The sequence below is a fragment of the Roseateles sp. P1_C6 genome, from assembly GCF_056406315.1.
In genome coordinates this window covers 308,968-331,446 of sequence record NZ_JBFUAK010000006.1, presented here as the reverse complement: position 1 = coordinate 331,446, position 22,479 = coordinate 308,968, and the positions used below count along the sequence as shown (strand labels likewise).

Annotated in this window: 19 protein-coding genes and 6 tRNA genes; 17 read left to right on the top strand and 8 right to left on the bottom strand. The window is 71.4% G+C overall.

The genetic code is table 11. The features are described from left to right. Positions 1 to 13: 13 nt before the first annotated feature. Positions 14 to 4,060, top strand: a complete 4,047-nt coding sequence (locus AC1D29_RS15635) for a YhdP family protein (protein ID WP_477898939.1) — start codon at positions 14 to 16, stop codon at positions 4,058 to 4,060. On the opposite strand, the gene AC1D29_RS15630 is transcribed toward AC1D29_RS15635, so the two are convergent. Both AC1D29_RS15630 and AC1D29_RS15625 read right to left on the bottom strand, forming a co-directional pair. Next, complete coding sequence (locus AC1D29_RS15630; protein ID WP_477898937.1) at positions 4,057 to 4,650, bottom strand: alpha-ketoglutarate-dependent dioxygenase AlkB; 594 nt, start codon at positions 4,648 to 4,650, stop codon at positions 4,057 to 4,059. The genes AC1D29_RS15635 and AC1D29_RS15630 overlap by 4 nt on opposite strands. Positions 4,651 to 4,660: 10 nt before the next feature. Beyond that, complete coding sequence (locus tag AC1D29_RS15625; protein WP_477898935.1) at positions 4,661 to 5,557, bottom strand: LysR family transcriptional regulator; 897 nt, start codon at positions 5,555 to 5,557, stop codon at positions 4,661 to 4,663. A 96-nt stretch (positions 5,558 to 5,653) separates the two neighbouring features. On the opposite strand from AC1D29_RS15625, the gene AC1D29_RS15620 reads away from it, so the two are divergent. The 6 genes from AC1D29_RS15620 (at position 5,654) to AC1D29_RS15595 (ending at position 13,737) form a co-directional block, all read left to right on the top strand. After that, the gene (locus AC1D29_RS15620) at positions 5,654 to 6,604 is read left to right on the top strand and encodes a quinone oxidoreductase family protein (protein ID WP_477898933.1); all 951 of its coding nucleotides are present in this window, start codon (positions 5,654 to 5,656) and stop codon (positions 6,602 to 6,604) included. A 5-nt stretch (positions 6,605 to 6,609) separates the two neighbouring features. Continuing rightward, complete coding sequence (locus tag AC1D29_RS15615; protein WP_477898931.1) at positions 6,610 to 7,053, top strand: RidA family protein; 444 nt, start codon at positions 6,610 to 6,612, stop codon at positions 7,051 to 7,053. Beyond that, positions 7,050 to 8,234 (top strand): aminotransferase class V-fold PLP-dependent enzyme, encoded by a 1,185-nt coding sequence (locus AC1D29_RS15610; RefSeq protein WP_477898929.1) that lies wholly within the window; start codon positions 7,050 to 7,052, stop codon positions 8,232 to 8,234. The genes AC1D29_RS15615 and AC1D29_RS15610 overlap by 4 nt, the downstream gene beginning before the upstream one ends. Then, on the top strand, positions 8,231 to 9,028 hold the full coding sequence (locus AC1D29_RS15605) for a carbon-nitrogen hydrolase family protein (protein ID WP_477898927.1): 798 nt from the start codon (positions 8,231 to 8,233) through the stop codon (positions 9,026 to 9,028). The genes AC1D29_RS15610 and AC1D29_RS15605 overlap by 4 nt, the downstream gene beginning before the upstream one ends. Positions 9,029 to 9,103: 75 nt before the next feature. Then, positions 9,104 to 12,457 (top strand): S41 family peptidase, encoded by a 3,354-nt coding sequence (locus tag AC1D29_RS15600; RefSeq protein WP_477898925.1) that lies wholly within the window; start codon positions 9,104 to 9,106, stop codon positions 12,455 to 12,457. Beyond that, positions 12,454 to 13,737 carry an MFS transporter gene (locus AC1D29_RS15595; protein ID WP_477898923.1) on the top strand — a complete coding sequence of 428 codons (1,284 nt, stop codon included), beginning with the start codon at positions 12,454 to 12,456 and terminating at the stop codon, positions 13,735 to 13,737. Before AC1D29_RS15600 ends, AC1D29_RS15595 begins: the two co-directional genes overlap by 4 nt. A 1-nt stretch (position 13,738) precedes the next feature. On the opposite strand, the gene AC1D29_RS15590 is transcribed toward AC1D29_RS15595, so the two are convergent. The 5 genes from AC1D29_RS15590 to AC1D29_RS15570 all read right to left on the bottom strand — a co-directional run bounded on the left by AC1D29_RS15590 (position 13,739) and on the right by AC1D29_RS15570 (position 17,602). Next, a complete protein-coding gene (locus AC1D29_RS15590; RefSeq protein ID WP_477898921.1) occupies positions 13,739 to 14,293 on the bottom strand; it encodes a hypothetical protein in 555 nt (184 codons plus the stop codon). Between the two features lie 68 nt (positions 14,294 to 14,361). After that, positions 14,362 to 14,772, bottom strand: a complete 411-nt coding sequence (locus AC1D29_RS15585) for a response regulator (protein ID WP_477898919.1) — start codon at positions 14,770 to 14,772, stop codon at positions 14,362 to 14,364. Then, the gene (locus tag AC1D29_RS15580; RefSeq protein WP_477898917.1) at positions 14,769 to 15,278 is read right to left on the bottom strand and encodes a GAF domain-containing protein; all 510 of its coding nucleotides are present in this window, start codon (positions 15,276 to 15,278) and stop codon (positions 14,769 to 14,771) included. Before AC1D29_RS15580 ends, AC1D29_RS15585 begins: the two co-directional genes overlap by 4 nt. An 83-nt stretch (positions 15,279 to 15,361) precedes the next feature. After that, the gene (locus AC1D29_RS15575) at positions 15,362 to 16,756 is read right to left on the bottom strand and encodes a sensor histidine kinase (RefSeq protein WP_477898915.1); all 1,395 of its coding nucleotides are present in this window, start codon (positions 16,754 to 16,756) and stop codon (positions 15,362 to 15,364) included. 177 nt (positions 16,757 to 16,933) lie between these two features. Continuing rightward, positions 16,934 to 17,602, bottom strand: coding sequence for a response regulator (locus AC1D29_RS15570; protein ID WP_477898913.1), 669 nt, complete (start codon positions 17,600 to 17,602; stop codon positions 16,934 to 16,936). 142 nt (positions 17,603 to 17,744) lie between these two features. Between AC1D29_RS15570 and AC1D29_RS15565 the strand changes: the two genes are divergently transcribed. After that, positions 17,745 to 18,428, top strand: coding sequence for a P-loop NTPase family protein (locus AC1D29_RS15565; RefSeq protein WP_477898911.1), 684 nt, complete (start codon positions 17,745 to 17,747; stop codon positions 18,426 to 18,428). Between the two features lie 26 nt (positions 18,429 to 18,454). Here the strand turns inward: AC1D29_RS15565 and AC1D29_RS15560 are convergent, their stop codons facing one another. Beyond that, the gene (locus AC1D29_RS15560; RefSeq protein ID WP_477898909.1) at positions 18,455 to 18,859 is read right to left on the bottom strand and encodes a hypothetical protein; all 405 of its coding nucleotides are present in this window, start codon (positions 18,857 to 18,859) and stop codon (positions 18,455 to 18,457) included. 131 nt (positions 18,860 to 18,990) lie between these two features. On the opposite strand from AC1D29_RS15560, the gene AC1D29_RS15555 reads away from it, so the two are divergent. The 9 genes from AC1D29_RS15555 (at position 18,991) to AC1D29_RS15515 (ending at position 22,455) form a co-directional block, all read left to right on the top strand. Beyond that, positions 18,991 to 19,170: a hypothetical protein gene (locus tag AC1D29_RS15555; protein ID WP_477898907.1), complete on the top strand. Its 180-nt coding sequence runs from the start codon at positions 18,991 to 18,993 to the stop codon at positions 19,168 to 19,170. Between the two features lie 370 nt (positions 19,171 to 19,540). After that, positions 19,541 to 19,618: transfer RNA gene (locus AC1D29_RS15550), tRNA-Arg, on the top strand. 5 nt (positions 19,619 to 19,623) lie between these two features. Continuing rightward, a tRNA-Cys gene (locus tag AC1D29_RS15545) sits at positions 19,624 to 19,710 on the top strand. A gap of 11 nt (positions 19,711 to 19,721) precedes the next feature. Further along, a tRNA-Glu gene (locus AC1D29_RS15540) sits at positions 19,722 to 19,864 on the top strand. A 111-nt stretch (positions 19,865 to 19,975) separates the two neighbouring features. After that, positions 19,976 to 20,052 (top strand) — tRNA-Pro (locus AC1D29_RS15535). 1 nt (position 20,053) lies between these two features. Then, positions 20,054 to 20,129 (top strand) — tRNA-Asp (locus AC1D29_RS15530). Positions 20,130 to 20,236: 107 nt separating this feature from the next. Further along, positions 20,237 to 20,797, top strand: a complete 561-nt coding sequence (locus AC1D29_RS15525; protein WP_477898905.1) for an HNH endonuclease — start codon at positions 20,237 to 20,239, stop codon at positions 20,795 to 20,797. Between the two features lie 189 nt (positions 20,798 to 20,986). Then, positions 20,987 to 21,052, top strand: a tRNA-Gln gene (locus AC1D29_RS15520). A gap of 266 nt (positions 21,053 to 21,318) precedes the next feature. Then, complete coding sequence (locus AC1D29_RS15515; RefSeq protein ID WP_477898903.1) at positions 21,319 to 22,455, top strand: slipin family protein; 1,137 nt, start codon at positions 21,319 to 21,321, stop codon at positions 22,453 to 22,455. Positions 22,456 to 22,479 lie beyond the last annotated feature (24 nt).

The following is a 22,479-nucleotide window of genomic DNA, read 5'->3' as shown; positions in this document are numbered from 1 at the left end:
GCCCCAAGACAACGTGTCTGACTTCTTCTCGGCCGCCCTCCACCACTGCTCGCGCGTTGCCGGCTGGCCTATGCGCCTGTGCTGGACCGCTTTGCGCTGGGCGCTGCTGGTCCTGGCCCTGCTGTGGGCTCTGGGGGTGGCGGCTTGGGCGGTATTGCACTGGGCCATTCTCCCGCACGCCAATGACTGGCGCCCCTGGCTGGAAAAGGAAGCCTCAAAGGCTTTGGGGGTAGAACTGCGCATCGGCCGCATCACGGTCGAGTCCGGGGGCTGGATGCCGCGCATGGAGCTGGGCGACGTGCGCGTGCTGGACGCCGCCGGCCGCCCGGCGCTGCAGCTGCCGCGCATCGCGGCCGTGCTGTCGGCCCATTCCCTCGTCGTGCTGCAGCCGCGCTTCTCGCAGCTGCTGGTGGACGCGCCGGAGCTGACCATACGCCGCGACGCCCAGGGTCGCATCTTCATCGGCGGCATGGGCCTGGACGACGCCGAGCGCACCGACACCGGCACCACCGAGGCCGGGCTGGACTGGCTGTTCAGCCAGCCGGAGCTCGCCATCGTGCACGGCCGCGTGCGCTGGGTGGACGAAAAACGCGCCGACGCGCGGCCGCTGGAGCTGACCGAGCTGAACTTCATCATGCGCAACGGCCTGCGCCGCCACCAGCTGCGGCTGGACGCGACGCCGCCGGCCGACTGGGGCCAGCGCTTCAGCGTGCGCGGGCAATTCCGCCAGTCCCTGCTGAAGCGGCCAGGCGAGTTCCAGCACTGGAGCGGCCAGGTCTACGCCGAGCTGCCGCGCGCCGACCTGAGCCAGCTGCGCCGCCATGTCGACCTGCCCTTCCAGCTCAGCGAAGGCGACGGCGCCGTGCGCGCCTGGGCCGACGTCAAGGAAGGCCAGCCAACGGCCGCGACGCTGGATCTTGCGCTGCGCTCGGTGCGGCTGAAGCTGCTGGACGCCGCGCCGGAGCTGGACCTGGACCACATCGAGGGCCGATTGGACCTGGCGCGTGCCAAGGACAGGCTCAGCGTGCAGGCCCGCCAGCTCGGCTTCGTCAGCGGCGACGGCGTCGTCTGGCCACGCTCGGACTGGGGGGTGAGCCTGCAGCTAGGCGCCAACGACGCGGTGCAGGGCGGCGAGGTCAACGCGCAGCGGCTGGACTTCGCGCTGATGGCGCAGATCGCTCAGCGCCTGCCGCTGGGCGAGCGCGCGCACCAGCTGCTGACCGAACTGGCGCCGCAGGGCGTGCTGAGCGCGCTGTCCGGCCAGTGGCAGGGCGCGCTGGACGCGCCGCGCAGCTACCGCGTCAAGGCCCAGCTGGATGGCCTGGCGATCGCTGCCAAGGACAGCGCGCAGGAAGGCCATCTGGGCCGGCCGGGCCTACGCGGCGCCAGCCTGACGCTCGATGCCAGCGAGCTCGGCGGCTCGGCCAAACTGACCGTGCACGACGGCGAGGTCGAGCTGCCAGGCCTGTTCGAGGAGTCGCGGCTGCCCATCACCCGGCTGGCCACGCAGCTGAGCTGGCGGCTGCCGCCGGCGGGCGGCAAGACGCCGGGCGACGTGGAGCTGAAGCTGCGCGAGCTGCAGCTGCAGACGCCCGACCTGAGCGGCGAGTTCGACGTCACCTGGCGGCGCCAGGCCGGCGCGACGACGCCGGGCTTCCTGGACCTCAGCGGCCGCGCGCAGCGCGTCGACGCCACGCGCGTGGCGCGCTACATCCCGCTGCGCCTGCCGGCCACGCGCAGCTATGTGTCGCGCGCCGTGCTGGGGGGCGAGGCGCGCAACGTCAGCGTGCGCATCAAGGGCGAGCTGAGCGACTTCCCGTTCGACGCGCCGCGCGCCAACGGCATCTTCCGCGTCGCGACGCATGCGCAAGGCGTCACGCTGGCCTATGTGCCGCCCAGCGACAACGGCCCCAACTGGCCGGCTTTTGAAGGCGTGGACGCCGAACTGATCTTCGAGCGCGCCGGCATGCAGATCAAGGACGGTCGCGCCAAGGTGCTGGGCTACGAGTTGAGCGGCGTCAACGGCGGCATCAAGGACTTGCACCACGGCCGCACGCTGACGCTGGACGGCGCAGGCCGCGGCATGGGCGCCGACCTGCTGCACTTCGTGCGCGCGTCGCCGCTGGACGACTGGCTGGGCCATGCGCTGAGCACGACGACGGCCCTGGGGCCGGTGGCGCTGAAGCTGGGCATCAGCATCCCGCTGGAAGACGTCAGCCAGACGACGCTCAAGGGCCAGCTGCAGCTGGGCGGCGTGGACCTGAAGCTGCGGCCCGAGCTGCCGGCGCTGGCCACCGTGCGTGGCCGCGTGGACTTCGACCGCAAGGGCTTGCAGCTGGCCGGCATGACGGCACGCCTGCTCGGCGGCGACGCCGGCATCGAGGGTGGCAGCTTGGCCGGCGGCGGCCTGCGCTTCGCCGTGCAAGGCCAGGCCACGGCCGACGGCCTGCGCCGCGCGACCGAGCTGGGCGCCGTCACGCGGCTGGCCCAGGCCGCCAGCGGCCAGACGCCCTACCGCTTCCAGCTCGCGGTCAGCAAGGAGGGGCAGAGCGAGCTCAGCGTGACCAGCTCGCTGCAAGGCCTGGCGCTGGACCTGCCCGCGCCAGCGCGCAAGGAGGCCGACGCCACGCTGCCGCTGCGCCTGCTGATGACGCCCACCGGCACCGGCCGCGACGAGCTGCGCCTGGAAGTGGGCACGGCCGCGATGCCGCTGCTGCAGGCCCAGTTGCAGCGCGATGTGTCCGGCGCCAGCTCGCAGGTGCTGCGCGGCGCGCTGGCCGTGCAGGACAAGCTGCCCGCGCTGCCGGCCTCGGGCGTGCTGCTGCAGGTCAATGTCGCCAGCCTGGACCTGGACGCCTGGCAGCAGCGCCTGGGCGCGCTGGCGGGTGGCAATGGCGCGCCGGGCAACGGCACGCCAGCGGAGGGCGACGACCTGGGCCTGCTGCCCAGCCAGATCGGGCTGCGCAGCCAGGCGCTGAAGGTGGGCGGCCGCCAGCTCGGCCGCGTGACGGCGGTGGTTGCGCGCGACGGCGCGAACTGGCGCATCAACCTTGACTCCGAACAGATCACGGGCCGCATCGAGCTCAAGGGCGTCAAGGGCGGGCAGATCGACGCGGTGCAGGCGCGCCTCGTGCGGCTGTCGCTGCCGCGCCAGGAGGTCGACTCCGTCACCGACCTCATCGACCCCGGCAAGCCGAGCGCCAGCAGCAGCCCGCTGCCGTCGCTGGACATCGAGGTCGACGACTTCGAGCTGCGCGGCAAGCGCCTGGGGCGGCTGGAGGTGCTGGCCCAGGCGCCGGCGGCGTCGCGCGACTGGAAGCTGGACAAGCTGCAGATCCAGTCGCCCGACGCGACGCTGCACGCCAGCGGACGCTGGGGCGACACCAGCGGCCGCCGCCGCACGCTGCTGGACTGGAAGCTGGACATCGCCGACGCCGGCAAGCTGCTGGAACGCCTGGGCCAGGGCCAGAAGGACAGCCCCGTGCTGCGCGGCGGCAAGGGTGTGCTGGCCGGCCAGGTCGGCTGGGACGGCTCGCCGCTGGCGCCGCACTACGCCAGCATGGCCGGCGCGCTGAACATCCAGCTCGACACCGGCACCTTCATGAAGGCCGAACCCGGCGTCGGCCGGCTGCTGGGCGTGCTCAGCCTGCAGTCGCTGCCGCGCCGGCTGCTGCTGGACTTCCGCGACGTGTTCGCCGAGGGCTTCACCTTCGACGGCGTGACCGGCGACGTGAAGATCGCCGCCGGCGTGGCGCGCAGCGACAACATCCGCATCCGCGGCCTGCAGGCGGCCGTGCTGGTGGACGGCAGCACCGACCTGGCGGCCGAGACGCAGAAGCTGCGCGTGGTGGTCGTGCCCGAGGTGTCAGCCGGCGGCGCGTCGCTGGCCTACGCGGCCATCAACCCGGCCATCGCGCTGGGCGCCTTCCTGGCCCAGCTCATCCTGAGCCGCCCGGTGGCCGCGGCGAGCACGCGCGAGTTCCACATCACCGGCACCTGGGACGACCCCAAGGTGGAGAAGGTCGACGGGCCGGCCGCCAAGGCGGCCAGCGCACCCTAGCGCGCCGACCGCGCCGTCCTGAACGTGACCGACCAGCGCAGCGCATCCACCGGCGCGACGCTGTGCTGCCAGCCCCAGCGCGCCTCGCCGCGCAGCGCGTAGATGGACCGCGGCTCGGCGCGCAACCTGACGATGTCTTCGCGCCGCGGCTGCTGCGGCGGATAGGGCCGAAAGCGCAGCAGCGCATCGCTGCCCAGCGACACGCCGAAGACGTCCTCGAAGTCCGGCACGTCGCGGTGCCAGCCCAGCGGCGTGCCGGGCGCGTACTCGGCCACCAGCACATGCACCAGGCCATCCGGCGCCACGCCGGCCCAGCGCGCGACACGTTCGCGCAGCGGATGCAATTCCTCGACCAGCGCCGCGGACGGCAGCAAGGCGTTGCTGTCGTCATCGAACTGCCCGCCATAGCTGACGACGCGGCGGCGCGCCACGTAGCCCTTGTAGCTGGCCTGCTGCAGCGGCAGCTGCCTGATCAGCGCGATCAGCGCGGCTTCGTCGGCCACGGACAGCCAACCCGTCTCGTAGCGCAGCCCCGCTGGCAGCGCCCCCGGCGACGGCGGCAGGTCATCGAACAGTCCGGCCTGGTTCATGCCACGCAGTTCAGGCCGGCGCGTAGGCCTTCAAGTCGGCGGCCGTGACGCGGGCCTCGGCGCGCACCCAGTCGGCAAAGCGCCGCACCACCGGCAGCGCCGCCGCGTCCTCGCGCACGACCAGCAGGTTGGCACGCGGCGACGGCAGCAGCAGCTCGTGCGCCTGCACCAGCGTGCCCGCGCGCAGCCGCGGCAGCGCCAGCGACAACCGCGTGACGGCGACACCCAGGCCCGCCTCGGCCGCGTCCAGCGTCAGGCCGGCATCGTTGAAGGCCGGGCCCTCCGGCGCCGCCGTCGCGCCGGCCGCGGCCAGCCACAACGGCGCGTCGCCCGTCACATGGCTGAGCAGGCGCGCGGCCGGCCAGCGCGCGGCGTCGCGGCCCAGCTCGGCCGCCACCGTGGGCGCGGCCACGGCCAGCAGCCGGTCGTCGAACAGCCGCTCGCCGCCGTCCTCGGGCCGGCCGTGGCGCAGCGCGACCAGCGCCACGCGCGGCGGCGGCCGCACCAGCGCGTAGTCGGTCTGCACGATGAGGCGCACCGTGGGCGCCTGCGCGATGAAGCGGCTCAGCCGCGGCAGCAACCACGCCCGAGCCAGCGAGCCCAGCGTCGCGACCTGCAACGTCGTGCGCACATCGGCCGGCTCGGGGTAGACGGCCTCGTGCAGCGCCGCCAGCGGCCCGCCCAGCCGCGCCAGCAGCTCCTGGCCCTCGGCCGTCAGCCGCATCGCGTTGCCGACGCGCTCGAACAGCGTCTGGCCGCACCAGTCCTCCAGCTGGCGCACCTGGCGGCTGATGGCGCCGGGCGTCAGGTGCAGCTCCCGGGCGGCACGGCTGAAGTTGCCCAGCCGCGCGGCCGCCTCGAAGGCTTGCAGGGAGAACAGCGGCGGCAGGCGGTCGCGGGTGGGCATGTGAGAAAAACGCAAAGCAGGTGTGCGAAGGCCTCGCTGGCGCGCCTGGCGCGCGGGGCCGACAGTGGCGCGACGTTACCGGAGAGCTGGATCCCCATGCCCACACAAGCCATCGTCATCGAGCAGTTCGGCGGCCCTGAGGTGCTGAGCCCGCGCGAGCTGCCGCCGCCCGCCGCCGCGGCCGGCCAGGCCGTCGTGCGCCTCGCGTTCGCCGGCGTCAACTTCGTCGACCTGTACCAGCGCGAGGGCCGCTACCCCGGCATCTCGCTGCCCTGGCGGCTGGGGCTGGAGGGCGCGGGCGAGATCGTCGACATCGCGCCCGGCCAGGGCTTCGCCGTCGGCGCGCGCGTCGCGTTCACGACCGGCGTGCAGGGCGCCTATGCGACGCACCTGGCCGTGCCCGTCGACCACCTCGTGCCGGTGCCCGACGCGCTGCCGCTGCGCGACGCCGCCGCGGCGCTGGAGCAGGGGCTGACGGCGGCGATGCTGCTGGACGACGTCGCGCGCCTGCCGCCGGGTGAGCCGGTGCTGGTGCATGCCGCGGCCGGCGGCGTGGGCGGCTGGCTGGTGCAGTGGCTGGTGGCGCGCGGGCACAAGGTGTTCGGCACCGTGTCCAGCGCGGCCAAGGCCGACTGGCTGCGCACGGTGGGCGCCACGCCGCTGCTGGCCGACAGCGACTGGGCCGCGGCCGCGCGCGGCGTGGCGGTCGTCTTCGACTCGGTCGGCCGCACGACGTTGGCCGGCAGCCTGGATACGCTGCGCGTGGGCGGCCACCTGGTGCTGTTCGGCGCGGCGAGCGGACAGCCCGAGCCCGTGGACGTGCTGGCGCTGCAGAAGAAGAGCCTGACGCTGACGCGGCCCGTGCTGCCGCATTTCCTGCCCGACGCCGGCAAGCGCCGCGCGCGCGCCGCCACCGTGTTCGACGCGCTGCTGAGCGGTGCGGTGCAGCTGCGCATCCACGCCGAGTTCCCGCTGGCCGACGCGGCCCGCGCCCATGCGCTGCTCGCGTCACGCACGACGCAGGGCAAGCTCCTCCTCCAACCTTGAACGCCATGAACACCTTGAATGACCGCCTCGCCGAGCTGGGCCACACGCTGCCGGCGCTGGCCGCACCGGCCGCCAACTACCTGCACCACCGCGAGGGCGATGGCCTGCTGGTCATCGCCGGCCAGATCGGCACGCCGGGGCTTGGGGCCGGCCTCGATGCCGACGCGGCGCGCGTCGAAGCCGAGGTCGCCGCACTCAAGCTGCTGGCCGTGCTGAATGAAGCCGTGGGCGGCGACCTGGGCCGCGTGCGCCAGGTGCTGCGCCTGGGCGTGTTCATCGCCGCCGCGCCGGGCTTCACGGCGCACAGCACGGTGGCCGACGGCGCGTCGGACCTCGTCGTGGCCGCGCTGGGCGAGCGCGGCCGGCATGCGCGCGCCGCCATCGGCGTGGCCAGCCTGCCGGCCGGCGCGGCGGTGGAGGTGGACGCCCTCGTGCAGGTGGCGCCGTGATCACCGCCGCGCAGGTGGCCGCCGGCCGCGCGGCCACGCCGGGCTGGGGCGAGTCGCTGCTGCTGAACCATGCGGGCGCGTCCGTGATGTCCGCCGCGGTGCTCGCCGCGTTGCAGGGCCACCTCGCGCTCGAAGGCCGTGTCGGGCCCATGGACGCCGCCGATGCCGCTGCACCACGCCTGCAGCAACTGCGCGCCAGCGCGGCCCGGCTGCTGAATGCCGGCAGCGACGAGGTGGCGGTGCTGGGCAGCGGCTCGGCGGCCTTTGGCGCGGTGTGGTCGGCCTTCACGCACACGGCGCCACTGCGCGCGGGCGACCGCATCCTCGTCGGCCGCCAGGAATGGGGCGGCAACCTCGCGACCTATGAGCGTGCCGCCGCGCGGGCCGGGGCGACGGTGGAGGTGCTGCCCAGCCGCGCGGACGGCAGTGTCGACGTGGAGGCCAGCGCGGCGCTGATGGACGCTCGCGTGCGCTGGCTGTCGCTGACCTGGCTGCCAGCCAATGGCGGCCTCATCAACGACGCCGCGGCGCTGGGGCGGCTGGCGCGCGCGGCCGGCGTGCCCTACCTGATCGATGCCGGCCAGGCGCTGGGCCAGCTGCCGGTGGACGTGCAAGCGCTGGGCTGCGACGTGCTGAAGGGCGCCGGCCGCAAGCACCTGCGCGGGCCGCGCGGCACAGCGTTGCTGTATGTGCGGCGCGGCTTCCTGGAGCGGCTGGAGCCGCCCTGGGTGGATGTGCAGTCCGCGCCGTGGCAGGCCGGCCTGCGCGACGACGCGCGGCGCTTCGAGACCTCGGAGCAGCCGGTGGCCCTGCAACTGGCCTTGGGCGTGGCGCTGGCGGAGGCGCTGGCACTCGGCGTCGACCGCATCGCCGCTCGCGTGCAGGCGCTTGCCGCGCTGCTGCGCGAGCGGCTGAGCACCCTGCCCGGCGTGCAGGTGCGCGACCTCGGCACCGGGCCGCGCTCGGGGCTGGTCAGCTTCACGGTCGATGGCGAGGCCGCCGGTGACGTGAAGGCACGGCTGGCGGCGCAAGGCGTCCGCGTGGGCGCCAATGGTCCGGCCTACACGCCGCGGGACATGCAGGCCCGCGGCCTGGCCGGCGTCGTGCGCGCGTCGCTGTCATGGTTGAACGACGAGGCCGACGTCGACCGACTCGTCACAGCGCTAGCATCCGGCGCATGAAGATCGCTGCCTGCCAAATGGTCTCCGGCCCCGACCTGGGCGCCAACCTCCTCGCCGCGCGCCGCCTGCTCGAATCGGCCGCCGCTCAAGGCGCCCACCTCGCCGCGCTGCCAGAGTACTTCTGCCTGATGGGCCACCAGGACAGCGACAAGCTGGCCTATGCCGAGACGCCGGGCCAGGGGCCCATCCAGGCCATGCTGGCGCGCGCGGCCCGCGAGCTCAAGCTGTGGATCATCGGCGGCACGCTGCCGATGAAGGCCGAGACGCCCGACCGCGTGCGCAACACGACGCTGGTGTTCTCGCCCACCGGCGACTGCGTGGCCCGCTACGACAAGATCCACCTGTTCGCCTACGACAACGGCCGTGAAAGCTACGACGAGGCGCGCGTGCTGGAGGCCGGCAGCCAGCCCACCCGTTTCGACGCCGAAGGCGTGCGCACGGGCCTGTCGGTCTGCTACGACCTGCGCTTCCCCGAGCTGTACCGCAGCTACAACCCCTGCGAGCTGATCGCCGTGCCCGCCGCGTTCACCTACACGACCGGCCAGGCGCACTGGGAGCTGCTGCTGCGCGCCCGCGCGGTGGAGAACCAGTGCTACGTCATCGCGCCGGCCCAGGGCGGCAGGCACGAGAACGGCCGCCGCACCTGGGGCCACAGCATGATCGTGGACCCCTGGGGCGAGGTGCTGGGCGTGCTGCCCGAGGGCGAGGGCGTCGTCTGCGCCGACATCGACCCGGCGCGGCTGGCCCAGGTGCGCCAGCAGCTGCCCGCGCTGGGGCACCGACGCCTGGGTTGACCCCAGGTCAGTGACTTTGGGCTCGGCAGGGGGCGGCTCTTAGACTCGCCGGCTTCAGTCATTCCCTGCACTGCCATGAGACTCAAACTCGCAGGCGCCGCACTGGCGCTGGCCCTGGCTTTCCCCACATGCCAGGCGCAGGCTGCTGCCGGCGCGCCGCTCGGCCCAGTGACTCAGCCGCTGTGGCTGCGCCAGTCCAGCATGTCCCCGGACGGCCGGCAGATCGCCTTCACCTTCCAGGGCAACCTCTACCTCGTGCCCGCCGCGGGCGGCACGGCGCGGCTGCTGGTGGCCAGCGGCCACCACAGCTCGGCGCCCGTGTGGTCGCCCGACGGCAAGCTGCTGGCCTATGCGGCCAATGTCTACGGCAACGACGACGTCTTCCTGGTCGCCGCCGACGGCGGCCCGTCGCGCCGCTTGACCACGCACTCCGCCGGCGAGCTGCCCATCGCCTTCACGCCGGACGGCAAGTCGGTGCTGTTCTCGGCCCAGCGCCAGGACACGCGCACCAGCCTGGCCTTCCCGTCGCCGGCCCTGGGTGAGCTCTACAAGGTCGGCATAGCCGGCGGCAAGCGGCCCGAGCAGGTCTTCAGCGAACCGGCGCTGGCCGGCCGCTACAACAAGGCCGGCACGCAGCTCGTCTACGAGGACTGGAAGGGCTATGAGAACGCCTTCCGCAAGCACCATGTCTCGCCGGTGGCGCGCGACATCTGGCTGTGGGACGCCAAGACCGGCCAGCACCGCAAGCTGACCAGCAGCGGCGGCGAGAACCGCAACCCGGTCTGGTCGGCCGACGAGACGGCCATCTACTACCTCAGCGAGAAGAGCGGCTCCTTCAACGTCTGGAAGATGCCCGTCAACCAGCCCGAGGCGGCGCGCCAGATCACCCAGTTCACGAAGAACCCGGTGCGCTTCCTGTCGGCCGCGGCCGACGGCACGCTGGCCTTCGGCTACGAGGGCGAGATCTACACGCTGGCCGGCGACGGCGCCACGCCGCAGAAGCTCGGCGTCAGCATCGCTGCCGATGCGCTGGTGCCCAAAGTCGAGAACCTCAAGCTCTCCGACGGCGCCACCGACATGGCGGTCAGCCCGGACGGCAGCGAGGTGGCGCTGGTCGTGCGCGGCCAGGTGTTCGTCGCGTCCGCCGAGTTCGGCAACACGCGCCGCATCACCGAAGGGCCGGGCCAGAAGCGTTCGGTCAGCTTCAGCCCCGACGGCCGCAAGCTGCTGTACGCCTGCGAGCAGAACGGCCAGTGGAGCCTGTGCGAGGCGGCCCTCCAGGGCGACAAGAAGGCGGTGCCCAGCTTCTTCAACGCACCGCGCGTGAGCACCAAGGTCCTGCTGAAGAACGAGCACCAGAACTTCCAGCCGCGCTACTCGCCCGACGGCAAGCAGGTGGCCTACCTGCGCGACCGCGCGGCGCTGCACGTGCTGGACATCGCCAGCGGCAAGACCCGCGAGGTGCTGTCCAGCGAGTTCAACTACTCCTACGAGGACGGCGACCAGTGGTTCGACTGGGCGCCCGACGGCAAGCGCCTGATCGTGCAGTTCGTCGACCGCAACCGCTGGAGCAGCGAGGTGGGCGTGGTGCCGGCCGACGGCAGCGGCAAGCTGGTCAACCTGAGCAACAGCGGCTACGAGGACCTGCGGCCGATGTTCGCGCGCCAGGGCCAGATGGCGATCTGGCTCAGCGACAGCCACGGCCTGCATGGCAACGGCGGCGGCGCACGCACCGACGCCGATGTGTACGGCATGTTCCTGACCCGCGCCGCCTTCGACCGCTACCAGCTCGACAAGGCCGAGTACGCGCAGCTGAAGAAGCGCGAGGAGGACGAGAAGAAGGACGCGGCGAAGAAGGACGACAAGAAGGAAGAAAAGAAAGACGGCGACAAGAAGGACGCCGACAAGAAGGACGAGAAGAAGGACGACAAGAAGCCCGAGGAGCCGGCCAAGCCGGTCGTCATCGAGATGGCCGGCCTGGAGAACCGCATCGCGCGGCTGACGCAGACCTCGGGGGACATCAAGGACTTCGCCCTGACGCCCGACGGCGAGCAGCTGTTCTACGTCGTCAAGGCCGGCGAGGGCTATGAGGTCTGGCAGGCCCGGCTGCGCGACAAGGAAAGCCGCCGCGTGGCGTCCCTGCCGGCTGGCCGCGGCAGCGACGTCGGCATCGCGCTGGACGCCAAGGGCGCCACCGGCTTCGTGATGGCGGCCGGGCGGGTGCAGAAGTTCAAGGTGCCCGGCGACGACGGCAAGGGCGACGTGAAGGCCGAGCCGCTGAAGTTCAGCGCCGAGCTGCGCATCGACCACGCGGCCGAACGGGCGCAGATGTTCGACCACGCCTGGCGCCAGACGCAGGAAAAGCTCTACGTGTCCGACATGGGCGGCGTGGACTGGGCCTACTACCGCAAGGTCTACGAGCGCCAGCTGCCCTTCGTGGCCGACGGCGTGGACTTCGCCGAGCTGCTCAGCGAGATGCTGGGCGAGCTCAATGTCTCGCACACCGGCAGCAGCTACCGCCCCAGCCCGCGCGGCGACGCGACGGCCGCGCTGGGCGTCTTCTACGACCCGGCCCACCAGGGCGCGGGCGTCAAGGTCGGCGAGGTCATCGAGGGCGGCCCGCTGGACACGGCGCTGAGCAAGCTGAAAGCCGGCATGGTCATCGAGTCCATCGACGGCGAGGCCATCGCGGCAGGCGCCGAGTTCGACTCGCTGCTGAACCTGAAGGCCGGCAAGCAAGTCGTGCTGGAGGTGCTGGATCCGGCCACGGGCAAGCGCTTCGAGGAGACGGCCAAGGCCATCAGCATCGGCGCCGAGCGCGAGCTGCTCTACAAACGCTGGGTGCGCCAGCAGCGCGCGCTGGTGGACAAGCTGTCCGGCGGCCGCCTGGGCTATGTGCACGTGCGCGGCATGAACGATGCGAGCTTCCGCCAGACCTACGCCGACGCGCTGGGCCGCGCCAGCGGCAAGGAGGCGCTGATCGTCGACACCCGCTTCAACGGCGGCGGCAACCTGCACGATGAGCTGGCGACCTTCCTGGCCGGCAAGCCCTACCTGGAGTTTTTGCCGCGCGGCCAAGGCCTGGGCTGGGAGCCCATCGGCAAATGGGTCAAGCCGTCCGCCGTGCTGATCAGCGAGAGCAACTACTCCGACGCGCACCTGTTCCCGTGGACGTACAAGCATCTGGGCATCGGCAAGCTGATCGGCATGCCGGTGGCCGGCACCGGCACGGCCGTCTGGTGGGAGACCATGCAGGACGGCGCCACGGTGTTCGGCATCCCGCAGGTGGGCTTCCGCGCCAAGAACGGCGACTTCATGGAGCGCGCGCTGATCACGCCGGACATCGTCGTGCCCAACGACAAGGCCAAGCTCGACGCCGGCGACGACCAGCAGTTGGAGGCGGCCGTGAAAGCGCTGCTGGCCAAGTGAGCGGCGTGCTGCAAGGGGCGGCCGGCGCGCAGCCGGCGCGCACGACGGCCTGGATCGTCGGCGTGCTGGTGGCGATCTCGCTGTTCGGCAACTTCTACGTCTACGACTCCATCGGCCCGGTAGCCGACCTGCTGCAGCAGCAGCGCGGCTTCAGCGACACGCAGGTGGGCCTGCTGAACGCGATCTACAACCTGCCCAACGTCGTGCTGATCCTGGTCGGCGGCGTGCTGGTGGACCGCTTCGGCGCGGCGCGCATGACGCTGGTCACGGCGGGCATCTGCGCTTTAGGCGCGGCGCTGACGGCCTTCAGCCCCAACTTCACCGGCATGGCCGCCGGCCGGCTGCTGTACGGCATCGGCGCGGAGACCTTCAACATCGCGACGCTGGCCGCCGTGGCGGACTATTTCGGCGGCCGCGGCCTGGCGCTGGCCATGGGACTGGAGCTGGCCATCGGGCGCCTGGGCTCCTACGGCGCCGACATGTCGCCCACCTGGTTCGCCGACGCCTACGCGCAGGGCTGGCAGCCGCCGCTGGTCATCGCGGCCGTCATCGCCGCCACGTCGTTCGCGGCGTCGCTGGCCTACTGGTGGGTGGACCGCGGGCCACGCCGCGCCGGCCTGCTGCCCACCGGCAAGTCGGCCGAGGGCTTCGTCTGGCGCGACCTGCTGCACTTCGGCAAGGCCTACTGGTACCTGCTGACGCTGTGCGTGCTGTGGTACTCCGTCATCCTGGCGTTTCGCAGCACCTTCTCGATCAAATATTTCCAGCACACGCACGGGCTGGATCTGGCCACCGCCGGCGAGATGAACAGCTATGTGTTCCTGGCGGCCGTGTTCGCCACGCCGGCCTTCGGCTGGCTGTGCGACCGCGTGGGCCGCTACGCGCCCTTCCTGGCCTTCGGCGCCTTCCTGCTGCCGGTGGCGCTGGCCGTCATGGCGCTGACGCCCGCCAGCTTGTGGGTGCCGACGGCACTGATCGGCATCAGCTACTCGCTGGTGCCGGCCGTCATGTGGCCGCTGACCAGCCGCCTGGTCGCGCCCAACCGCTTCGGCACGGCCATCGGCCTGATGTGGGTGGTGCAGAACGCGGGCATCGGCGCCGCCAACCTGGTGGCGGGCTGGCTGAACGACCAGTACAGCGCCAGCGCCGCCAACCCGGCAGGCTATGCGCCCATGATGTGGTTCTTCGGCGTCACCAGCGTCGTGGGCGCGGTCTTCGCGCTGCTGCTGTGGTTCACCGCCGGGCGGCGCGACCAGGAGGCGGTCACGCACGCCGCCTGAACTACGGGCGCAGCGTCACCAGGTCGCGCAGCAGCAGGTTGATGTTGCCGCGCAACGCGCGCTCGTTGGCGATGCGCAGCCGCTCGTTGGGCGACACCACGGCCTCGGTGAAGCCGGCCTCGTCGGTGTTGGCGATGCGGCGCTGGTAGACGACCCGGCCGCCGGCCTTCTCGACCAGCGTGTACTGCACGGCCACGCCCACCGTCACGCCCAGCGCCGGCACCAGCGGCTGCTCCAGCTGCACCAGTTCGGCCCGCAGCTCGAAGCGCGGCGCCGGCTCGGGCGCGGCGGGCTTCATGCCGACGGCGTAGAGCGACTCCTCCAACGCCTGCTGCAGCGCGATGGCGCTGACCTTGGAGCCCCACCAGCGGCCCGTCTCCTGGCCGCCCTGCACCGGCGCCAGCGCAACCTGGGACTTCAGCGCGCCCGGCACCCAGCCGCGGATCTGCAACGCGTCCGCTGCCGTGACGGCCATGGGCAGTGGCTGGCTGGGCGTGCCGCAGCCGGCCAGCACGAAGGCCAGCAGCGCGGCGGGAATGAGGGTCAGGCGCAACATCGGTGGCTCATGCTAGGCCCAGGCGCGCCGGGCGTAGCCAAAAAAAAGAGGCACCAGCGCCGGCTTATTCAATGCCCGGCCAGCGGCTCGGGCGCGCCCAGCGCGGAAATGGCCTCCAGCATGCCGCGCACCTTGAAGGGCTTGAGCAGCAGCCGGCAGACGTCCAGTTGCTTCAGGCGCAGCGCCAGCTCCACGTCGCAGCTCAGCGCCGTGGCGGCGACGGGCAGGTCGCTGGGCTGCGAGGTTTCGCCGGCGCGCAGCTTGCGCAGCAGCTCCAGCGCCTCGCCGTCCTCGTCGATGGCGATCAGCAGCGCATTGAAGCGGCGCTCGAACAGCATCTTCTCGGCCAGCGCCGTGCTGGTGGCCTCCTGCACGTCGGCCAGGCCCATGTCGCGCGCCATGGTCGACACGGTGCGGCGCAGCACGAACTGCGGCTCCACGAGCAGCAGCCGGCCGCTGGGGGTGACACGAGTGCTCATGCGGCCTCGGCCCCGTCGTCTGCTTCACCGGCCAGCTCGGCCACGACCAGGTCGCGCAACGTGCCCAGGATGGCGCGGTCCATCGCGTCGAACTCGCGCGGCTGCGTGTCGATGAGGCACAGCGTGCCGATGCTGGCCCCCGTGGGCAGGATCAGCGGCGCGCCGATGTAGAAACGGATGAAGGGGTCGCCGACGACCAGCGGGTTGTCAGCGAAGCGCGGGTCCTGCAGTGCGTCCATGACCTGGAACAGCTCGCTCTGCACGATGGCATGGCCGCAGAAGGAGATGTCGCGCGAGGTCTCGCAGGCGGCAAGACCCACGCGGGCCTTGAACCACTGGCGCTCGCGGTCGATGAGGCTGATCAGCGCAATGGGCATGTCGAACTCGCTGGCGGCGAACTCGACGATGCGGTCGAAGCGCTCCTCGGGGGGCGTGTCCAGGATGAGCAGCTCACGCAGCGCGCGCAGCCGCTCGTCGTCATTGGCAGGGATGGGGGCGGGCAGCATGGCGTCGCTCGGTGACAGGCTGCGGTCAGTGTAGAGATGCGGGCAGATTTGTCACGGCCGGATTCGCCGTGATGCGGGGCCGCTCAAGCCGTGGGCGCCGGAGCGGGCGGCACGGGCGCCAGGCTGAGCCGCGCGCGCAGGCCCGGGCCGGCGTGGGCGTCCAGCAGCTCGAGCCGGCCGCCGTGGCGCGCGGCGATGTCGGCCGCGATGGCCAGGCCCAGGCCGCTGCCCGTGCCGGCCGCCTTGTCGCCGCGCCGAAAGCGCATCATGGCCGCCGGGCGCTCGGCCGGCGGGATGCCGGGGCCGTTGTCCTCGACCTCCAGCCACGACCCTTCGGCCGACGTGCCGCAGCGCACCGTGATGCGTGCGCCGATGCCGGCATAGCTGACGGCGTTGTGGATCAGGTTCTCCAGCAGTTCGCGCAGCAGGAAGGCATGCCCCAGCGCCGGCGCCTCGGCCAGCTCGAAGCCCAGGTCCACGCCGGTGGGCAGGCTGCGGTGGGCCCAGTCCTGGCCGCTCTCGGTCGCGATGTCGCGCAGGTCGATGCGCTGGCCCACGTCGACACTGCGGTCCTCGGCACGCGCCAGCGACAGCAGCTGCTGGGCCAGGCGGGCACTGCGCACGACGCGCGCGCGCAAGCGCTGCAGCATCGGGTCGACCCGATGGTCGTGCGGCTCCAGCAGCGCCAGCTCGATCTCGGTCTGCAGCGAGGTCAGCGGCGTGCGCAGCTGGTGTGCCGCGTCAGCCAGGAACTCGCGCTGCGCACCGGCGGCCCGGCTCAGGCGTTCGAACAGGCGGTTGAAGGCGGCCTGCAGCGGCACCAGCTCGCGCGGCAGGCGCGCCGTCAACGGCGTCAGCCGGTGCAGGTCGCGCCGCTCCAGCTCCGCGGAGAGGCCGGTCAGTGGCGCCAGGCCCTGCCGGATGGCCCACCAGCCGGCCAGCGCCAGCAGCAGCGCCAGCGCCGCGCCGTTGAGTGCGACGAGGCCGCCGATCTCGCGCTGCAGCGCGTCGCGCTTGTGCAGCGTCTCGGCCACCAGTACCTGGCAGGCGCCCGTGCCGCAGTCGCGCCCCAATTGCACGAGTCGCAGCTCGCGGCCGCGCAGCTTGACGTCGCCGTAGTGCGCATCGCCCGCCGCCTGCGGCCGCAGCCGGGGCTGCAGGTCGGTCAGGCCGGCATCACCCTGCAGCACCTCCCCCCGGGGCCCGAGCACGAGATAGAAGACGTCGTCCTGGCGGTCGAAGCGCAGCGCGCGGTCCATGGTCGCGCTGATGTCGATGCGCGGCTCGCCGCTGCGCAGGTCGATCTGGCCGGCCAGCGTCAGCGCCGTGTCCTCCAGCCCTTCGTCCAGCCAGCTCTGTGCGCTGTGCTGCACCTGCTGGTACAGCGCCGTGCCCAGCACCGGCAGCGCCACCAGCAGCGGCAGCATCAGCCAGCCGAAAAGCCGGCGCTGCAGGCTGGAGCGCGCTCCTTCAGCCAATCTCAGTGGCCTACGGCGCAGAAACCTTGGGCTTGCGGGCCGAGCGCCGGGCCGCTCCCAAGCCGGCCCGGTTGCCGATGTGCTTGCGGCTCGATGCCGCAAGCATCGGCGCCCCCTCGGGGGGCCGGCCAGGATCGCCCGCGTTCAGCGGTGCGAGGCTGGACGAGGGGCTTCATTTCAGCCGATTTCCTCGAGCAGATATCCGAGGCCGCGCACGGTGCGCAGCTGCAAGCCGCCGGGTTCGATCTTGGCGCGCAGCCGCGACAGGCAGACCTCGATGGCGTTGTCGCTGACGCCCTGGTCCCAGGCATTGCTGGCCAGCGCGATGTGCTCCTTGGGCACGACCTTGCCGGCGCGCGCCATCAGGAAGCCCAGCACGTCCCACTCGCGCGCCGACAGCGCCAGCGGCTCCTCGTCGATGTAGGCGCGACGCGCCTCCTGGTCGATGCGGATGCGCGCCAGCTGCAGCTGGTTGCTGGTGCGCGCCTGGCTGCGCCGCACCAGCGCCCGCGCGCGCGCGACCAGTTCGGTCAGCGCAAAGGGCTTGACGAGGTAGTCATCCGCGCCGCCTTCCAGGCCGCGCACGCGGTCCTCGACGGCGTCGCGCGCGGTCAGGATCAGCACCGGCACGGCCAGGCCCTCGGCCCGCACGCGGCGCAGCGTCTCGAAGCCGTCGATGCCGGCCAGGCCGATGTCCAGGATGAGCAGGTCGTAGGCGTCTTCGCGCAGCGAGCGCGGCACCGGCTCGCCGCGAGCCGTGCAGTCCACGACCCAGCCTTGCGAGCGCAGGGCCCGGGCGGTGGTTTCGACGAGTTGTTCGTCGTCTTCGACGAGCAGGATGCGCATGGTGCGTCAGTATGGCGCGGGAGCGCCCAGGCTGCTGACGGGTGGCTGTCACGGTGCGTCAAGCCGTGGCAAGTCCGCGCCCAGGCATGCCGGGCGCAGCGCTGGACTACCATGGCCCGAACTTCAACAGAGCGGGTAGCGCATGAGCCAGATCCACTTCATCGGCGGTGAGAAGGGCGGCGTCGGCAAGTCGCTGGTGGCCCGCGTACTGGCCCAGCATTTCATCGACCGCGGCCTGCCCTTCCTGGGCTTCGACACCGACCGCTCGCACGGCGCGCTGACCCGCTACTACACCGACTTCGCCGCGCCGCTGCTGCTGGACGCCCACGACAGCCTGGACCCCGTCATCGAAGCCGCCGCCGAGCAGCCCGAACGCCGCGTGCTGGTGGACCTGGCCGCGCAGACCCAAGGCGCGCTGACCCGCTGGCTGGACGAGGCCGGCGCGGCCGACGTGGCCGCCGAGCTGGGCGTGCAGCTCAACTACTGGCATGTGATGGACGCCGGCCGCGACTCGGTGGACTTGCTGCGCGCCTGGCTGGACGGCCCCGCCGCCGCGCTGCCGCTGGTCATCGTGCTCAACGAGGTGCGCGGCGAGCGCTTCGAGCTGCTGGCGGCCAGCGGCCTGCTGGCGCGGGCCCAAGCCCAGGGCGCACGGGTGCTGCACCTGCGCAAGCTGCCCGACTCGCTGCTGCAGAAGGTGGACGGCGCCGGCGCGAGCTTCTGGGCCGCCTCCCAGGGCCCGGGCGGCCTGGGCCTGCTGGACCGCCAGCGCGTGCGCGTCTGGTTGCAGCGCGTGGGTGCCGAGCTGGACGCCGCCGGCGTCTGAGCACGAAGGGCCAGGCAGGGCCTGCGCTAGTTGCCGCCGAACTCCTTCAGCCACTGCCTGAGCTTCTTGCGCCCGTCGCTGTTGGTGCCGCGAAAGACCTTCAGCGCCTGCGCGAGGAATTGCTGCTCGGCCGGCGTGAGGCCCGTGGGCTCGCGTTCCTCGTCCATCCAGCCGGCATCCTTGCCGCAGTGGTGCTCGATCTGCCGCGCCAGCTTGTCGCCGATAGGGCGCGCGCCGCTCTTGGCCATGGACCAGGTCGCACCGCTGACGCCGATACGCGCGGCCCAGGCGGCCTCCAGGCCCTTGGGCGGGTCGCCCGCGGTGATGCGCTCCTCGGCGAAGGCCTGGAAGAGCGCGATGGCATTGAGCCGGCGGATGGTGGCGGGACTGGACACGTAGGGCGGCTGGCTGATGGAGTGTTGTGAAAACACTTCACATGCATTCTAGGTGGTCGCCGGCACTTGACCGCGGCGTGAACATTTTTCACAATGCATGGATTCGCTCAAAACACCTGAGCGTTCCGAACCAACCAACCGACGACCAACCGCTTTCTCCCACCGCCATGAACCGCCATCTCGCCACCGTCATCGACCTCACCGGCTCCCTGTGCCGGGGCGATGCCGCACGCAGGGTTCAGGCTCAGGGATCGAAGCAGGCGGGCTTGCCCGCACCGGTCGCCTATGCACATGACTTCGGTCGTGAGAGCAATGACATCCACCCATCGGGTGAAGGCCACGGCTAGACGCCGCCTTCCACGCTCATTTGAGGCCCGGTCTCCGCAAGGAACCGGGCCTTTTGTTTTTCCGCCGCCGGGGCTGCCTCGGTGGCCGTCGATCTTCGGATCGCCGTGGCGCCTGGCGCCCGCATGCTCTTTAACAACTCGCATCGAGTGCAGCGCCGTCTTCCAGTCGGCCCTGCTCTCAGAGAACTGGCAGGCGCCGGGGTTCCCTCGGCCGCACTGCCCCATCTCGGGTGTGCCCACGCACAAGCACCGGCCGGCCCGGTGTGCATGTGCGCTCGGGCGGCCGCCTGTCGCGTGCAGCGACGCATCTCTGGCTTGCGCAGGCCAGTCGCGTCGCGTGTGGACACAGCCGAGATGGTTTCTCTTTTTTGCCTCGTCAGCTCAGCGGAGCGAGAGCACCGGCCTACGAAGCCGGCGGTCGGACGTTCGAATCGTTCACGAGGCGCCAAGCATCTCGACGTAGCCAAGCGGTCGAAGGCGGCGGCCTGCAAAGCCGCCGGCGTCATGCCCACCTCGGTTCGAATCCGAGCGTCGAGTCCATTCATCAACGTGCCCCGTTGGACTTCCGGTTGAGGTCCTCGGCCCTTCAAGCCGAAGGGGCGGGTTCACTCTGAGCGGCGCAGCCGATCAGGACGCAGCTTGCTGCGGGCCGCAGGCCTGGCGCATGGCGCCAGCACTCCCGCACGGGGCACCAGACCCTTCAACCCGAAGTTCCTCGTTGAGCTCACGCCCCGAGGGACGCAAACCGGCCGCAACGATTGGGCGGCGTCGGAACCCGTCACCGACAACCTTTCATTTCGATCATCCGGGTGTAGCTCAACCAGGTAGAGCGCCTGCTTTGGGAGCAGGTGGCTGCACGTTCAACTCGTGCCACCCGGACCATGTCGCCATAGCTCAGCTGGGAGAGCGCCGGTCTGTCGAACCGGAGGTCGCGGGATCAAAGCCCGCTGGCGGCGCCAGATTTTTCTCCTGCATGTTGTGCCACGTAGCCGTCCGGCTGCGCGCGCGCATGCAACAGTCGGAGCATTGCTCCATCCCCGTGCCAGCCCAAGGAAAGGAGGTCACCATGCACGACGTTTTGCAGTTGGACATCACCGGCCTCCCGCAGGCCTGGATCTCGGTGGAGGACGCCGCCGGCCTCGTGGCCACCGACTCGGTGGTCTGGTCGGCGGGTGAGCGGCCGCTGGCCGTGCTGCGCGGCGGCTTCAACACCATCTCCGGCCGGCAGTCGATGCTCGAGGTGCCACCCATCGTGGCGCTGCGCGGCGTGTCGAGGATCAATCTCTTCGACCTGACGCCCACGTTCAGCAAGCTCAAGGTCATCAAGCGCGACCGCTGCACCTGTGCCTATTGCGGCGACGTGTTCGACGTGCGCTCGCTGACCGTGGACCACATCCAGCCCGACAGCCGCGGTGGAGCCTTGAACTGGATGAACACGGTCGCGGCCTGCCGCAGCTGCAACATGCTGAAGGCCGACCGCACGCCGGACGAAGCCCGCATGCCGTTGCTGTTTGCGCCGTTCGTGCCCAGCCGCTTCGAGGATTTCATCCTCAAGGGCCGGCACATCCGCGCCGACGTGCACGACTGGCTGGCCGCGCGCCTGCCGAAGGGATCGCGCCTCAGCTGAACGCTGGGGCGCCAACAAATCTGCCGAGGAAGGCAAAGGCTCACAGGTCGGGGTTCTGAACCCCGCCGGTGCGCCGCGGCCAGGTCCGCCTGTCGCCGCGGCGTATGCCGCCCTGCCGGAATCGGTCGATACGGCGAAGACATGGTTGTCCCGCAAGGGCTCGGGTTCGACTCCCGGTTCGTCACCACTGGATAGCTCAGTTGGGTAGAGCAACGAAATCTGATTTCGTCTGTCGCGGGTTCGACTCCCGCTCCAAAACCTTGGATTTCCCATCCAGGAACCATCGGTCGCAAGACCACCCCGCCGAACGTGCGCCCCGGCCCCGGCCGTACCCGCGCATCAACGACTCGCGCCCGTGCGCCGGGCAGCGAGGCCATGCATCCACGGCCAGCCGAGAGCGTCTTCAAAGGAGGAGGCGCTCGACGCACACCGTGGCTCCAGGCCCTGGCATCCGGCGTCCACGCGAACCGCTGTAACGGCACCCTCATCCCATCACCACGCGTCACCAGAAGGAGAACACCATGACGATCAAGCGTGTGACTGTGAAGAAGAACGAGCGCGGCCTCCTGCTGCGCAATGGCGATTTCGAGCGCGTGCTGCAACCCGGAACGCACTGGCTGTTCGCCGGCCTGGACGAGCTGAAGGTCGAGCTGTTCGCCATCAGCCAGCCGGCCTTCGTGCACCCGCTGACTGACTACCTGCTGGCCAAGGAGCCCGCCGTGGTCGAAGTGGAATTCTTGCGCGTCGAGCTGAACGAACACCAGGCGGGTCTGCGCAGCGAGAACGGCGTGCTGGTCGAAGTGCTGCCGCCCGCCACGCGTCGCCTGTACTGGCGCGGCCTGGTGGACGTGCAGGTCGAGGTGATCGACCTGCGCGCAGCCGTCGAGCTGCCCGCAGCCGTGACCGCACGCCTGGCACAGCCGCAACTGCGCCCGCGCGCGGTGACCGGCCTGGCCGGCGTGCTGCAGGTCGAAGTGCCGGCAACCGGTGCCGGCCTGCTGCGCGTGGACGGCAAGGTGGAACGCCTGCTGACCGCGGGCGCCTACGCCTTCTGGCGGTTCAACCGCAACGTGGCGGTGGAACTGGTGGACCTGCGGCTGCAGGCGCTCGAAGTCACGGGACAGGAGATCCTGACCCGCGACAAGGTGGCGCTGCGGCTCAACCTGTCGGCCACCTGGCGCTACACCGACGTGCTGCGCGCGTTCGAGCAACTGGCCAAGCCGGCCGACCACCTCTACCGCGAGCTGCAGTTCGGCCTGCGCGCCGCCGTCGGCACGCGTTCGCTGGACGAACTGCTGGAGAACAAGTCGGTCATCGACGAGGTCGTGACCGCCCAGGTCACCGCGAAGCTCGCAGGCTACGGCCTGCAGCTGGACGGCGTGGGCGTGAAGGACATCGTGCTGCCGGGCGAGATGAAGACCATCCTCGCCCAGGTGGTGGAAGCCGGCAAGGCCGCCGAGGCCAACGTGATCCGCCGCCGCGAGGAAACCGCGGCGACGCGCTCCCTGCTCAACACGGCCAAGGTGATGGAGGACAACCCCGTCGCCCTGCGCCTGAAGGAGCTGGAGACGCTGGAACGCGTGGCCGAGCGCATCGACAAGATCTCCGTGTTCGGAGGTCTGGACCAGGTGCTCAACGGGCTGGTGAAGCTGCGTTGATACCCCACCCCGCCGCCTCGTGCG

Coding starts and splice junctions, on each gene's coding strand:
- AC1D29_RS15630 (WP_477898937.1), bottom strand. CDS start 4,650: ATGAACCAGGCCGGACTGTTCGATGACCTGCCGCCGTCGCCGGGGGCG.
- AC1D29_RS15625 (WP_477898935.1), bottom strand. CDS start 5,557: ATGCCCACCCGCGACCGCCTGCCGCCGCTGTTCTCCCTGCAAGCCTTC.
- AC1D29_RS15620 (WP_477898933.1), top strand. CDS start 5,654: ATGCCCACACAAGCCATCGTCATCGAGCAGTTCGGCGGCCCTGAGGTG.
- AC1D29_RS15615 (WP_477898931.1), top strand. CDS start 6,610: ATGAACACCTTGAATGACCGCCTCGCCGAGCTGGGCCACACGCTGCCG.
- AC1D29_RS15605 (WP_477898927.1), top strand. CDS start 8,231: ATGAAGATCGCTGCCTGCCAAATGGTCTCCGGCCCCGACCTGGGCGCC.
- AC1D29_RS15600 (WP_477898925.1), top strand. CDS start 9,104: ATGAGACTCAAACTCGCAGGCGCCGCACTGGCGCTGGCCCTGGCTTTC.
- AC1D29_RS15590 (WP_477898921.1), bottom strand. CDS start 14,293: ATGTTGCGCCTGACCCTCATTCCCGCCGCGCTGCTGGCCTTCGTGCTG.
- AC1D29_RS15585 (WP_477898919.1), bottom strand. CDS start 14,772: ATGAGCACTCGTGTCACCCCCAGCGGCCGGCTGCTGCTCGTGGAGCCG.
- AC1D29_RS15580 (WP_477898917.1), bottom strand. CDS start 15,278: ATGCTGCCCGCCCCCATCCCTGCCAATGACGACGAGCGGCTGCGCGCG.
- AC1D29_RS15570 (WP_477898913.1), bottom strand. CDS start 17,602: ATGCGCATCCTGCTCGTCGAAGACGACGAACAACTCGTCGAAACCACC.
- AC1D29_RS15565 (WP_477898911.1), top strand. CDS start 17,745: ATGAGCCAGATCCACTTCATCGGCGGTGAGAAGGGCGGCGTCGGCAAG.
- AC1D29_RS15555 (WP_477898907.1), top strand. CDS start 18,991: ATGAACCGCCATCTCGCCACCGTCATCGACCTCACCGGCTCCCTGTGC.
- AC1D29_RS15525 (WP_477898905.1), top strand. CDS start 20,237: ATGCACGACGTTTTGCAGTTGGACATCACCGGCCTCCCGCAGGCCTGG.
- AC1D29_RS15515 (WP_477898903.1), top strand. CDS start 21,319: ATGACGATCAAGCGTGTGACTGTGAAGAAGAACGAGCGCGGCCTCCTG.